Below are 12,677 nucleotides of genomic sequence, written 5' to 3' on the forward strand. Positions count from 1 at the left end.
AGCGAGGACGGCTTCTCTGTTATACTAAGAAACATGAAAAAAGGTACAGTAAAAATTTGGCAAAAAGATCGGGGTTATGGTTATATAACGCCTGATGATGGTAGTGCGGACGTTTTTGTCCACTTTAATGGTATTGAAGGGGACGGTTTCCGTGCTTTGACAGTCGGTCAGCATGTTGGCTATGTGTTAGTCGCTGGTTATCAAGACTGGCAGGCTGCCCGAGTACACCCAATCGAAGATTCAGATGGCCAATAAAGAAAAATATTTAAGTGGTCAAGTCGTTTATCAGGGACCAATTTTTGCTGTAGAAAAGCAGCAGGTAAGCCTATCTGATGGAACCCAAGTCCAACGGGATGTTATTCTGCACCAGCCTTCTGTAGCGATTTTGGCTTTCATCGATGATGATCATATTTTAATTGAACGTCAATGGCGGGCTACGATTCAAGACTTCACCTGGGAAATCCCGGCCGGTAAGGTTGATCAACGCGATCAAGATAATTTAAGGCAAGCCGCGATTCGAGAGTTAAATGAAGAGTTACGACTAGAGGCTCAAAAATTGGTGCCAGCTTTAACCTTTTATCAAGCAGTCGGTTTTTCTGATGCCCAGCTGACTTTATTCACAGCAGAGCAGCTCAGTCCAGTGGCTCAAGAGGCGATTTTACCCCGTGATCAGGGTGAAAGTTTAGATATATTGACGATTTCTTTTGATGAGTTGTCACAGTGGTTTGCTCAAGGCAAAATTAACGATCAAAAAACCTTATTAGCCTTTCTTTACTGGGCTAATTTAAGAAAGGGATAGTTTTAAAGCCCGATGTTTGAAAATTTAAAAGAAAAACGTCACCAGCGTCAACGAATCCGTGAACGTGAGCGGGTTGAAAAAGAATATGCAAAAACCCATCCTACCCGTATTGAAGTAGTCCAGCCCGAAACTCGGTCCGAAATGCGGTTAACCCATAAGGGTAAATTTGAGATGGGCTCGGATGGAGAACTGACTACCAAAGGTCGAACTGATCGCTTATCGTATCGTTATAATATGGCAATTTGGGTGTTAGTCTTATTAATTATTGCTGTTTATTTATTTTTCTTTTTTGTCAATTAGATTGAGGAACTTTACATGAAAATTGGGATTATTACCCCTATGCCCGAAGAAAAGGGGAGCTTAGTAGCTGCCCTAGATAATAAGCAAACTGTTTTAATCGTTGATATGGAAATTATTTTAGGTGACTATGGTCATCATCAAGTAATTTTGATGGAATCTGGTATCGGCAAGGTTGCAGCAGCAACGGCGACGACCGTTTTAATTCAGCAGTATCATCCCGATGCTATTATTAATACTGGTTCGGCCGGTGCTTTAGATCCACAATTACAAATCGGCGACACCGTGATTGGCCGTCAATTAGCTTATAGTGATGTTGATGTAACGGTTTTTGGTTATGATTATGGTCAATTACCTGGTCAGCCCACTTATTTTGAAGCAGATCAAATGCTAGTTAAAACTTTTAGCAAATTAACGACCACCGGTTCGGTGGGTTTGATTGTTTCAGGCGATCAGTTTGTACAACAGTCACAAAAAGCCGAGATTAAAAAGCATTTTCCCCAGGCCCTAGTAGCTGAGATGGAAGGAGCTGCCGTGGCCCAAGTGGCCGAACGTTTTAACATTCCTTTTATCATTTTACGGGGGGTATCGGATTTAGCTAACGGCGATTCAGGGATTGATTTTGACGAATATGTCGTTGAAGCTGGCCGTGCTTCGGCGCAACTTTTATTAACATTTTTAGACCAACAAAAATAAAGGAACGAGGATAAACTCGTTCCTTTTTGTACCTTTATCACATGCGTTTTTTATTGTATGATATTAACCAGTGATAGATTTAAAATAAAGGATTAAATAATGATAACAACCTATAACCCCCAAGCAACTGGGGATGTTTTGATGATTACTTTAGGCCCTAGTACCGGCGTTGAACAAGTTAACCAGCAGGGACAGGTGGTGCGGATAACTGATGGTAATACCGGTGCGGTAGTGGCCTTTAACATATTGGATTATGGCCAAGAATTAGGTATTGACGGTCAAAGTGGACAAATTTTTTTAGACCAAAAACAGGTTGATCAGGCAAATAAAATTTTGGATGAGGCCGGGTTTACAACTCAACTGGCCCCTAATCCATCGAAGTTGACGATTGGCTATGTTGAATCCGTTGCGCCCCATCCGGATTCTGATCACTTACAGATTACCCAAACTACTGTCGGTCAAGATCAAAACCTTCAAATTGTTTCCGGTTCACCAAATATGAAGGCCGGTATTAAGGTTGTTGTGGCGCAACCAGGTAGCATGATGCCTTCGGGTAATGTTATTTGGGCCGGTGAATTACGGGGTATCCCTTCTGCTGGAATGATCGTTTCTGGGCGAGAATTACAATTACCGGGGGCTCCCAATCGACCAGGCGCCTTGGTTTTGCCCGATGATTTTGGTGAAGTCGGGGAAGTTTTTAATTTTAACGCTGGTCGTCAGCTTTACCAAGACGGTAAAATTGACACAAATTATTAAACATGAAACTTTCAAAGGGGAAGTTATCACATGAGTAAAAAATACTATTTCATCGGGATTAAGGGAACTGGTATGGGTGCCTTGGCCCAAATCTTACATGATCAAGGACACCAGGTGGTTGGCTCTGATATTGACAGTTTTACCTATACTCAAGCGCCTTTAGAGGCAGCTAATATTCCAATTTTACCCTTTGAAGCTAAAAATGTTGACCAGTACTGCGACTATACTTTTGTGCGGGGAAATGCCTTTGAAGATGATCAGATTGAAGTCGCGCGAGCATTAGAATTAGGCGTAACAATGGTGACTTATCCGGCCTTAGTGGAAGAACAAATTCAAGCCCATACTTCCATTGCGGTTGCCGGCGCTCATGGAAAAACTTCAACCACGGGACTCTTGGCCCATGTACTATCTAGCATGGCTCCTACTTCTTATTTAATTGGGGATGGTAGTGGACATGGGGTGCCAGATTCACGATTCTTTGTCGTTGAAGCTGATGAATATCGGCGTCATTTTGCAGATTATACTCCTGACTATGCGATTTTGACTAATATTGATTTTGATCATCCTGATTATTTCGAAGATATTGACGATGTTACCTCGGCTTTTGCCGACTTTGCCCAACATGTTAAAAAGGCAATTTTTGCCTGGGGGGACGATGTTCATCTTCGGCAATTAACAGCCAGTGCTGAGATTTATTACTATGGTCTCAATGCGGATCGAGATGATTTTGTGGCTCAAGCTATTCGAAAATCAACGGCTGGATCGCATTTTGAAGTGGTCTTCCACGGGCAATCTTTGGGTGAGTTCTCCATTCCACTATATGGCCAACATAATATTTTAAATGCCTTAGCTGTTATTGCCGTGGCTTACACGGAAGGAGTAGATTTAGATTCAGTTCGGCAGCACTTGTTGACCTACCAAGGAGTTAAACGGCGCTTTAGTCAAAAGCAATTAGCCGATATCACCATCATTGATGATTATGCTCACCATCCAACTGAAATTACAGCAACTTTAGATGCTGCTCGGCAAAAATATCCTGACAAGGAAATTGTGGCTATTTTCCAGCCCCATACCTTCTCACGGGTCATTGCCTATAAGGATGACTTCGCTAAAAGCCTATCAGCTGCTGATCAAGTTTATTTAGCTAACATTTTTGGTTCAGCTCGGGAACAAAAAGGGGCCGTTAGTTCCCAAGATTTAGGCGCTGCGATTAATAACTTCCGAGGAATTGTCACCGAGGATGATGTCTCGGCCTTGCTTGCTTACGAAAACGCGGTAATGGTCTTCATGGGCGCTGGGGATATTCAAAAGTATGAATTTGCCTATGAAAAGCTATTAGGACAGGTTCGCCCCGACTTGGTTTAATCTTGGCTTAAGCTAAATTAGCTATAATGATAATTAATTAATAGAGATTTTATATAAATCGGGAGGATTTTCATGAATAATTTTAACAGTAATACCCGTCGCGATGTGACCGGTCGTGATGAGGGGATGCAAGCTTTCTTCCAGAAGATGTATTCTTACATGTCGATTGCCCTTTTGGTTACTGGGGTGACTGGATATATTGTCCAAAGTTTCTTTTTGCAACAGATTGTCCATCTTTTGGCTGGTAGTGTTGTTGGTCTTCTATTCATTCTTGCCTTGGAGTTCATTATCGTCTTTATGATGCGTTCAGCTAGTGTTCAAAATCCAGCTCGGGCTTTTGGTTTGTTGATGGCCTTTTCGGTTATTCAAGGATTGACTTTAGGGCTATTGCTAGCTGTCTATACTACCGCTTCAGTAATTATTGCTTTTGTTTCAACTGCAGCAGTTTTTGCCAGCATGGCGGCTTATGGTTATCTAACTAATCGTTCCCTAAATAGTCTGGGTTCAATTTTGTTTGGGGCTTTGATTGGTTTGATTATCGCTTCATTGGCGAATATTTTCTTTGTTAGCAACACCCTATCATTGATTATTTCAGCTGTTTCAGTAATTGTTTTTGCTATCTATACAGCTTATGACAATAATCGTTTGAAGGACTTGTATGTTCAAATGGCTGGCGAAGGCCAAACCGATATGACTGGTTTAGCAGTTAATGGGGCTTTGATGCTTTACTTAGATTTCATTAACATGTTCTACGCCTTGATTCGTTTGACTGGTGATAGTCGTCAGTAAAATATTTTGATTTTGAAGCTCGCTAAGGCGGGCTTTTTTTATGTTAAACTGAACTTAGTTTTCCAAGATAGGATGGATATATGAGTAAAAAATTATTATTAATTGATGGTAACTCTTTGGCCTTTCGCGCCTTTTATGCCATGTACAATCAATTAGAACGGATGATTACCCATGACGGGTTACATACGAATGCCTTGGTGGCTTTCAACAACTTTTTAGATTGGTTGACCGAAGATTGCCAGCCTGATTTAGCTTTGGTAGCCTGGGATGCCACTTCTGGTAAAGAAACATTTCGTGGTGATTTATACGATCAATACAAAGCCGGTCGACAAAAAACGCCCAGTGAATTTAAGGAACAGTTCCCGTACTTACGTAAGCTAGTGGCTAACCACGGACTTCATAATTATGAGCAAGAGGGACTAGAAGCCGATGACATCATTGGAACCTTATCTAAGCTTGGTCAGGCGGCCGGTTATGAGGTAACAGTGGTAACGGGTGATCAAGATTTAATTCAATTGGCCAATGACCAGGTGACAGTCAAGGTTACTAAAAAGGGTGTCACTGAGATTGATGCCTATACGCCAGCCTTTATTCGTGAAAAATATGATTTAACACCGGACCAAATTATTGATAAAAAAGCCCTCACGGGGGATACTTCCGACAACTATCCGGGAGTTACCAAAGTCGGGGAGAAAACCGCTTTAAAACTGCTCGTCCAGTACCATGATTTAGATAACCTTTATGCCCATGTTGATGAGATGAAGCAATCTAAATTAAAGGAAAATTTGATTAATGATCGGGAGCTGGCTTTTCGAGCCCGGAAACTAGCAACCATTATTACCGATGCTGACTTGTCAATTGATTTATCTGATTTAACTTATACTGGTTTGAATGTACCAAAATTAACTGAATTTTATGAAAAATTAGACTTTAACCAGGCATTGGCAAAATTACACGCCCTACAAGCTTCAGGACAAATTGCGGGGGAAAAACAATCCGCCCCAAAACAAGTAATGGTTCAGGAATTAACGGTTGATAATTTAGATTTATTAGCCAATGTGAAAGATGAAGTTGCCTTTCATTTAGATTTTGCCGGCGAAAATTACCATACGGCTGACAGTGTTGGTTTTGTTATCGGTAATCCAGAAATTGGTTATTTTGGTAGTCGGCAGGTTGAGCTCTTGCAAGAAACAATCTTAAAAGACCTGCTAGAAAATGACCAAATTGACAAAGACCTTTTCCATGTGAAAGCTCAATGGGTCTTGTTAAAGCGGTTAGGGATTGACCTAAAGGGGGTTAAGTTTGACTTTTTGTTAGTTGCTTATCTCTTAGATACGGTTGGTAATGATAATGTTTTGTCAACTTTAGCTCAGCGTTTTCAAATTTATTTGAACGCCGATGAAAATTTTTATGGCAAAGGGACTCATTATCAAATTCCCGCTGATACACAGGCTGTCTTAAATCATATCGGCGCTCAGACGGATGCAATTTGGCACTTAAAGGAACCAACTTTTAAGGAACTCAAGGAACACCAACAAGACCACCTGTACTTTGATATTGAGTTACCATTGGCCTTTGTCTTGGCCCAAATGGAATATCAAGGTTTTAAGGTTAAACCAGAGCGATTAGAGGAAATGGGGGCTGACTTAGATAGGCGGATTAACGAGTTGGTTAGTGAGATTTATCACCTGGCCGGTGAAGAATTCAATCTAAATTCTCCTAAACAACTGGGCGTGCTCCTCTTTGAAAAGATGGGCTTACCGGTGATTAAGAAAACAAAAACCGGTTATTCTACGGCAGTTGATGTTTTAGAACAATTAGCGCCACAAGCACCGATTGTTGATTTTATTTTGCAATATCGTCAGCTAAATAAGATTAAATCAACCTATGTGGATGGACTATTAGCCGTGATTAATCCGGCTGATAGTAAAATTCACACCCGTTTTTTGCAAACCTTAACTCAAACCGGCCGACTGTCATCGGTTGATCCTAATCTACAAAATATTCCAATGCGAACGGAAGAGGGGCGTAAAATTCGGCATGCTTTTGTTCCTAGCCAAAAAGATTGGGTCATTTTTGGTGCCGATTATTCACAAATTGAACTCCGAGTTTTGGCCGATGTGACTGGTGATCAGAACTTACAAAAGGCCTTTGTGGCCGGCGAAGATATTCACGCCGAAACTGCCCGGGCAGTTTATGGTCTAGCTGATGATACACCGGTTGATCCCCTAATGCGTCGCACGGCTAAGGCAGTTAATTTTGGGATTGTTTACGGTATTTCAGACTATGGTTTATCCAACAACTTGGGCATTAGTCGTAACGAGGCGAAAAACTTTATTGATACTTACTTTAAGGAATTCCCGCAGGTGCATGAATGGATGAATCAGATTAAAAAGCAAGCCCATGAGCAGGGATATGTGGAAACAATTGCCCATCGACGGCGCTACCTACCTGATATTCATGCCAAAAATTTCCATTTGCGTAGCTTTGCTGAACGAACAGCTATGAACTCACCTATTCAAGGCTCGGCTGCTGATATTATCAAGGTAGCCATGATTAAGGTTAATCAGATGTTGAAAGAAAAGCATTTACAAAGTCGGATGCTTTTACAGGTGCACGATGAACTTATTTTTGAAGTACCGGCTAATGAATTAGCGCAAATTCAAGAATTGGTGCCTAAGGTCATGGATTCTGCCATTAAATTAAAAATTCCGCTGAAAGTTGATAGCCATTTCGGGTCAACTTGGTACGAAGCTAAGTGAGATGTTAGGTAAACTAACCAACATTAACGAGTTAGTATTTTTTTCATTACAATATTAGATAAGTTTAAAGGGAGGTGGTTTGGATGTCTGGTCGTGAGTTAAGGCGTAATTTGGCCATTTTACCGATTGGAACCGTCCGTGAGTTAACTTTGTTAACTGACCGACAAATTCGATACTATGAGCAGCACGGTTTGATTAGTCCCAAACGCGGAGATGGTGGACAGCGCCGCTTTTCTTTAAATGATGTCGATCAATTATTGAATATCAAAGATCACTTAGATGCCGGTGATTCAACCAAGGACATCAAGGAAATCTTTGAAAAACAGGCACGTAAGGCCCAGCAAAGTAAAAATACTGATCAGGCCTTGCGCCGATCCTTGCAAGATGAGTTTGCTAAGATTGGTCGCTTTGATGTCCGATAATAGGGTGCAATAAAAAGGAGTGGAAAACAATGGTACGAAAGGCTTACAGTAAAGAGGAAATTAAGACAATTGTTGCTCAAGAAAACGTTGAGTTCATTCGGGTAACTTTCACCGATGTCTTGGGAGCAATTAAGAATGTGGAAGTGCCAATTTCCCAGTTGGATAAGGTATTAGATAACAATTTGATGTTTGACGGCTCCTCAATTGAAGGTTTCGTTCGTATCAATGAATCAGATATGTATCTCTATCCTGACCTTTCAACCTTTATGATTTTCCCTTGGGCAACTGATTCACATGGTGGAAAAGTGGCTCGCTTGATTGCTGATGTTTATACGGCTGATCGCGAACCTTTTGCTGGTGATCCCCGCCATGCCTTGCGTTCAGCCTTGGCCAAGGCCAAAGAAGAAGGCTTTACAGCCTTTAATGTTGGAACTGAACCAGAATTCTTCCTCTTCAAATTGGATGAAAATGGCAAACCAACCATGGAATTAAATGATAAGGGTGGTTATTTTGATTTAGCTCCTTTGGACATGGGTGAAAATGTTCGACGGGAAATCGTCTTAACTTTGGAAAAGATGAATTTTGAAGTTGAAGCGGCTCATCACGAAGTTGCTGAAGGACAACATGAAGTTGATTTTAAGTATACGAATGCTTTGGAAGCAGCCGATAAGATTCAGACCTTTAAGTTGGTGGTTAAGACCATTGCTCGTAAAAATGGGTATTATGCAACTTTCATGCCTAAGCCTGTCGCTGGGATTAATGGTTCGGGAATGCATACCAATATGTCACTTTTCACTGAAAAGGGGAATGCTTTTGAGGATAAAAGTGATGAAATGGGTCTATCGCAAACGGCTTATCATTTCCTAGGTGGATTATTAGCTCACGCCACTGCTATTACTGCTTTGGCTAACCCAACCGTTAACTCTTATAAGCGTTTGACACCAGGATTTGAAGCGCCAGTCTATGTCGCTTGGTCGGCTTCTAACCGGTCACCAATGATTCGAATTCCAGCTTCACGTGGTCAATCAACTCGCTTGGAATTGCGTACCGTTGATCCAACCGCTAACCCTTATACTACTTTGGCTGCTATTTTGATGGCCGGTTTGGATGGGGTTGATCGTGAACTTGAACCAACTGCTTCAGTTGATAAGAACATCTACTTGATGGATGAAAATGAACGTAAGCGGGCTGGTATTACCAATCTACCCGATACTTTGTTGGCAGCTGTCTCAGATTTGTCTGAAGATCCAATTGTTATTAATGCCATTGGTAACCACATTGCCGATAAGTTCATTGAAGCTAAAAAGATTGAATATACTTCATACCGTCAATTTGTATCCAAATGGGAAATTGACAACTATCTAGATAATTATTAATTCAATAAAAAAACTAAGCCTTGGTGGCTTAGTTTTTTTATTGAATTTTTAGAAAAAATCCGGTTAAAAAATTTTTTAAGGTTATAATCAGGACAGAAAGAGTTATTGAAGGAGGTTTATGTGCAGTACATTAATTATTTTGGCACTGATGCTTATACCAACATTGCCATGGATACTTGGCTACTAGATAATCTGCATCCCACGGAACCGGTTTTTGCTCTGTGGCAAAATAAGCGGGCGGTGATTGTCGGCCAGTATCAAAATACCTTTGCTGAAGTTAATCAAACCTACATTGACGCCCATGATGTCCAAGTGGTTCGTCGGATGACTGGTGGTGGGGCTGTTTATGATGATTTGGGTAATATTTGTTTTACCTTTTTTGTGCCGGTAAAGACAAGTGCTGAAGTTGATTTTCAAAAATTTGTCCGGCCGATGTATGATGCCTTGCAGTCGATTGGCATTGAAACGGAAATTTCCGGTCGTAATGATTTGACCATTGATGGCAAGAAAATTTCTGGTAATGCCCAACGTTACAGCAAAGGATATTTGTCGCATCACGGGACCTTATTGTGGGATACGGATGTTAACGCCATGGTGCAGGCTTTAAATGTGGCTGATGAAAAGTTTATTTCTAAGGCGGCTAAGTCCGTGCGGGCCCGAGTTGGTAATATTAAAGACTATGCCCCAGCTGATTTAACCAGTGATAATTCATTGAATTACTTCGTTATCACTTGACTGATCAGAGAAAAGATGGTGAGTATCAGCTCAATGATGAGCAAAAAGCGGCCATTATGGCTCTTCGCAATCAAAAATTTGCCACCTGGGATTGGAATTACGGGCACAGTCCTGAGTTTACCTATCACAACCACGCTAAATTTACCGGCGGTAGTATCGATGTCTATCTAAATGTAGAAGCCGGTAAAATTAGTGATATTGAATTTCGGGGTGATTTCTTAGGCGTCCGGGATTGGCGTGAAATTAAGCCCAAATTTATCGGACAGGCCTATCGCCCAGCTGTTGTTAAGCAACTATTGCAAGAACATCATGATGGTCAATACTTTGGTTCAATTAGCGACGGGGAGCTACTGTCCGTTATTTTTAATCAGGCTCAAAATTCAATTGTCAATCACCAACATTCCTAAACTGATGGGGATGTTGTTTTGTTATTTTTTGGACAATCTAGTAAATTTTTTATCTAAAAGATCCATTTGGCGTTATAATTAAGTCAGACATGATAACGCTTACATGCAAAGGAGGATTAGCGTGCAGTACATTAATTATTTTGGAACAGATGCCTATACTAACATTGCTATGGACACCTGGTTATTAGAAAATTTAGATTTATCAGAACCAGTTTTTTCGCTTTGGCGTAATAAACGGGCAGTGATTGTCGGCCGTAACCAAAATACTTTTGCTGAAATTAACCAAAAGTATATTGATGAGCATGATGTTCAGGTTGTCCGCCGTGTTTCCGGTGGTGGTGCCGTCTATCATGATTTGGGTAATATCTGTTTTACCTTCTTTGTACCGGTTAAATCAAGTGCCGAAGTTGACTTTAAGAAGTTTGTGCAACCAATGTGTGATGCGCTTCGGTCGATTGGAATTGAGACGGAAATTTCTGGTCGTAATGATTTGACCATTGATGATAAGAAGGTTTCTGGGAATGCCCAGCGTTATGTTAAGGGATATTTGATGCATCATGGAACCTTACTTTGGGATACGGATGTTGATGCCATGGTTCGGGCACTTAATGTTGCTGATGAAAAATTCATTTCCAAGGCAGCAAAGTCAGTTCGGTCTCGAGTTGGTAATATTCGGAACTATGCCCCAGAAAACATGAGCATCGAGAAGTTTATGGATTTGCTTCGTTATTATTTAACCGATGAAGGAAAAGATGGCGAGTACAAGCTAACCGACGAACAAAAACAATCAATTCTTGATTTGCGTGATCAAAAGTTTGCCACTTGGGATTGGAACTATGGGCACAGTCCTGAATTTACTTACCACAACCACGAGAAATTTAATGGCGGTAGTGTTGATGTCTACATTGATGTTCACCAGGGTAAGATTGATGACATTGAGTTTCGGGGTGATTTCTTAGGTGTGCGGGATTGGCGTGATATTAAAGATTCCTTTATTGGACAGGCTTATACCCCAGCGGCCATGAAGCAAATATTAGCGAAAAATCGAGATGGCCAGTACTTTGGTTCGGTGACCGATGACCAATTGTTGTCAGTGATTTTTGACCACAAAGGAAAAGTGAAAGGATAGGAAAAACGTTATGACAACGACAGAAACAAACAAGAAAATTTTAGATTTTGACTATCAATTACAGCAGCAAGACGAAAGTTTTCCAACCTTGTCTGTTTTAAATAACGAAGGTGAAATTGTTGATGAAGAAGCCTTAAAGCGGGCTAATTTAACTAATGACGACTTGGTAGAAATTATGAAGCGCATGGTTATGAGCCGCCAGTTAGATATTCGTTCGACGAAGTTGGCTAAGCAGGGTCGGTTTGGTTTCTTTGCCCCAACTGCCGGCCAGGAAGCTTCTCAAATGGCTTCATCTTATGCCTTTAACGATGATGATTGGTTGATGCCTGGGTATCGTGATATTCCTGAAATCGTGGTCAAGGGTTGGCCAATTTGGAAAGCAATTCTTTGGTCACGAGGCCATGAATTAGGAAATGTCTTTGAAACCGAAGATGGTAAGCCAGTTAACTCTTGGATGCCCCAAATCATCATTGGCGCTCAGTATGTAGAAGCAGCTGGAATTGCTTTGGGCTTGAAGAAGCGTAAAAAGGATGCCGTTGTCTATGCTTATACTGGTGATGGTGGAACTTCGCAGGGCGATTTTTACGAAGGAATGGATTTTGCTGGTGCTTACCATGCTAATGCAGTCTTCTTCTCACAAAACAATGGCTTTGCCATTTCAACGCCACGTAAGTTACAAACAGCAGCTCCTCACTTAGCTGCTAAGGGTTGGGCAGCTGGTTTGCCAAGCGTAGTGGTCGATGGAAATGATGCCATTGCCGTGTACTTGGCAGCTAAAGAAGCCCGGGCTTGGTCCGTAGCTGGTAATGGTCCAGTCTTCATCGAGACTTTGACTAATCGGTTGGAACCTCACTCAACGGCTGGAGATGATCCTTTGCGTTACCGGACCCAAGCTGATATTGACGAACATTGGAAGTTTGAACCTTTGCTACGGATGCGAGCTTACATGGAAAAGTTGGGTATCTGGAGTGAAGAGATTGAGCAAGCCTATGTTGAACAAGTTAATAAAGAAATTGATGAGAATATCGCCAAGGCTGACAATGTTGAAAAGCAAAAGATTAGTGATTTCTTGAAGCATACTTTGGAAGTACCTAGTTTCGCAATGACGGAGCAGATTAAAAAGTTTGAAGAGGAGGGTAAGTAA

12 protein-coding genes and 1 pseudogene are annotated in these 12,677 nt (G+C 41.2%); all 13 read left to right on the forward strand.

Going from position 1 to position 12,677, the window contains the following annotated elements:
* The first annotated feature begins 33 nt into the window (after nt 1–33).
* The 13 genes and pseudogenes from M4974_RS01425 (at nt 34) to M4974_RS01485 (ending at nt 12,677) form a co-directional block, all read left to right on the forward strand.
* Nucleotides 34–255 (forward strand): cold-shock protein, encoded by a 222-nt coding sequence (locus M4974_RS01425; protein WP_248705519.1) that lies wholly within the window; start codon nt 34–36, stop codon nt 253–255.
* Nucleotides 245–799 (forward strand): NUDIX hydrolase, encoded by a 555-nt coding sequence (locus tag M4974_RS01430; RefSeq protein WP_248705518.1) that lies wholly within the window; start codon nt 245–247, stop codon nt 797–799. Before M4974_RS01425 ends, M4974_RS01430 begins: the two co-directional genes overlap by 11 nt.
* Before the next feature lie 12 nt (nt 800–811).
* Entirely contained in the window at nt 812–1,099 is a 288-nt protein-coding gene (locus M4974_RS01435) for a hypothetical protein (RefSeq protein ID WP_248705517.1), read from the forward strand.
* Between the two features lie 15 nt (nt 1,100–1,114).
* Nucleotides 1,115–1,792 (forward strand): 5'-methylthioadenosine/adenosylhomocysteine nucleosidase, encoded by a 678-nt coding sequence (locus M4974_RS01440; RefSeq protein ID WP_248705516.1) that lies wholly within the window; start codon nt 1,115–1,117, stop codon nt 1,790–1,792.
* 99 nt (nt 1,793–1,891) lie between these two features.
* Nucleotides 1,892–2,548, forward strand: coding sequence for a YtpR family tRNA-binding protein (gene ytpR, locus M4974_RS01445; protein WP_248705515.1), 657 nt, complete (start codon nt 1,892–1,894; stop codon nt 2,546–2,548).
* Between the two features lie 30 nt (nt 2,549–2,578).
* Nucleotides 2,579–3,913 carry a UDP-N-acetylmuramate--L-alanine ligase gene (gene murC / locus M4974_RS01450; protein ID WP_248705514.1) on the forward strand — a complete coding sequence of 445 codons (1,335 nt, stop codon included), beginning with the start codon at nt 2,579–2,581 and terminating at the stop codon, nt 3,911–3,913.
* A 72-nt stretch (nt 3,914–3,985) separates the two neighbouring features.
* On the forward strand, nt 3,986–4,702 hold the full coding sequence (locus tag M4974_RS01455; protein ID WP_248705513.1) for a Bax inhibitor-1/YccA family protein: 717 nt from the start codon (nt 3,986–3,988) through the stop codon (nt 4,700–4,702).
* A gap of 80 nt (nt 4,703–4,782) precedes the next feature.
* A complete protein-coding gene (polA, locus tag M4974_RS01460; protein WP_248705512.1) occupies nt 4,783–7,464 on the forward strand; it encodes a DNA polymerase I in 2,682 nt (893 codons plus the stop codon).
* Nucleotides 7,465–7,547: 83 nt separating this feature from the next.
* Nucleotides 7,548–7,886, forward strand: a complete 339-nt coding sequence (locus M4974_RS01465; protein WP_248705511.1) for a MerR family transcriptional regulator — start codon at nt 7,548–7,550, stop codon at nt 7,884–7,886.
* Nucleotides 7,887–7,915: 29 nt separating this feature from the next.
* Nucleotides 7,916–9,262, forward strand: a complete 1,347-nt coding sequence (gene glnA, locus M4974_RS01470) for a type I glutamate--ammonia ligase (RefSeq protein WP_248705510.1) — start codon at nt 7,916–7,918, stop codon at nt 9,260–9,262.
* A gap of 120 nt (nt 9,263–9,382) precedes the next feature.
* A pseudogene (locus tag M4974_RS01475) lies at nt 9,383–10,404 on the forward strand (lipoate--protein ligase).
* 121 nt (nt 10,405–10,525) lie between these two features.
* Nucleotides 10,526–11,533 carry a lipoate--protein ligase gene (locus M4974_RS01480; protein ID WP_248705509.1) on the forward strand — a complete coding sequence of 336 codons (1,008 nt, stop codon included), beginning with the start codon at nt 10,526–10,528 and terminating at the stop codon, nt 11,531–11,533.
* 10 nt (nt 11,534–11,543) lie between these two features.
* Nucleotides 11,544–12,677, forward strand: a complete 1,134-nt coding sequence (locus M4974_RS01485; protein ID WP_248705508.1) for a thiamine pyrophosphate-dependent dehydrogenase E1 component subunit alpha — start codon at nt 11,544–11,546, stop codon at nt 12,675–12,677.

The sequence above is a fragment of the Convivina praedatoris genome (genome assembly GCF_933208495.1).
In the GTDB taxonomy this organism is placed as follows: Bacteria; Bacillota; Bacilli; order Lactobacillales; family Lactobacillaceae; genus Convivina; species Convivina praedatoris.

Bases quoted from the DNA above. Each gene is read 5' to 3' on its own strand.
- M4974_RS01430 (WP_248705518.1), top strand. From the start codon at position 245: ATGGCCAATAAAGAAAAATATTTAAGTGGTCAAGTCGTTTATCAGGGA.
- M4974_RS01440 (WP_248705516.1), top strand. From the start codon at position 1,115: ATGAAAATTGGGATTATTACCCCTATGCCCGAAGAAAAGGGGAGCTTA.
- M4974_RS01465 (WP_248705511.1), top strand. From the start codon at position 7,548: ATGTCTGGTCGTGAGTTAAGGCGTAATTTGGCCATTTTACCGATTGGA.
- polA (WP_248705512.1), top strand. From the start codon at position 4,783: ATGAGTAAAAAATTATTATTAATTGATGGTAACTCTTTGGCCTTTCGC.
- M4974_RS01455 (WP_248705513.1), top strand. From the start codon at position 3,986: ATGAATAATTTTAACAGTAATACCCGTCGCGATGTGACCGGTCGTGAT.
- ytpR (WP_248705515.1), top strand. From the start codon at position 1,892: ATGATAACAACCTATAACCCCCAAGCAACTGGGGATGTTTTGATGATT.
- murC (WP_248705514.1), top strand. From the start codon at position 2,579: ATGAGTAAAAAATACTATTTCATCGGGATTAAGGGAACTGGTATGGGT.
- glnA (WP_248705510.1), top strand. From the start codon at position 7,916: ATGGTACGAAAGGCTTACAGTAAAGAGGAAATTAAGACAATTGTTGCT.
- M4974_RS01485 (WP_248705508.1), top strand. From the start codon at position 11,544: ATGACAACGACAGAAACAAACAAGAAAATTTTAGATTTTGACTATCAA.
- M4974_RS01435 (WP_248705517.1), top strand. From the start codon at position 812: ATGTTTGAAAATTTAAAAGAAAAACGTCACCAGCGTCAACGAATCCGT.
- M4974_RS01425 (WP_248705519.1), top strand. From the start codon at position 34: ATGAAAAAAGGTACAGTAAAAATTTGGCAAAAAGATCGGGGTTATGGT.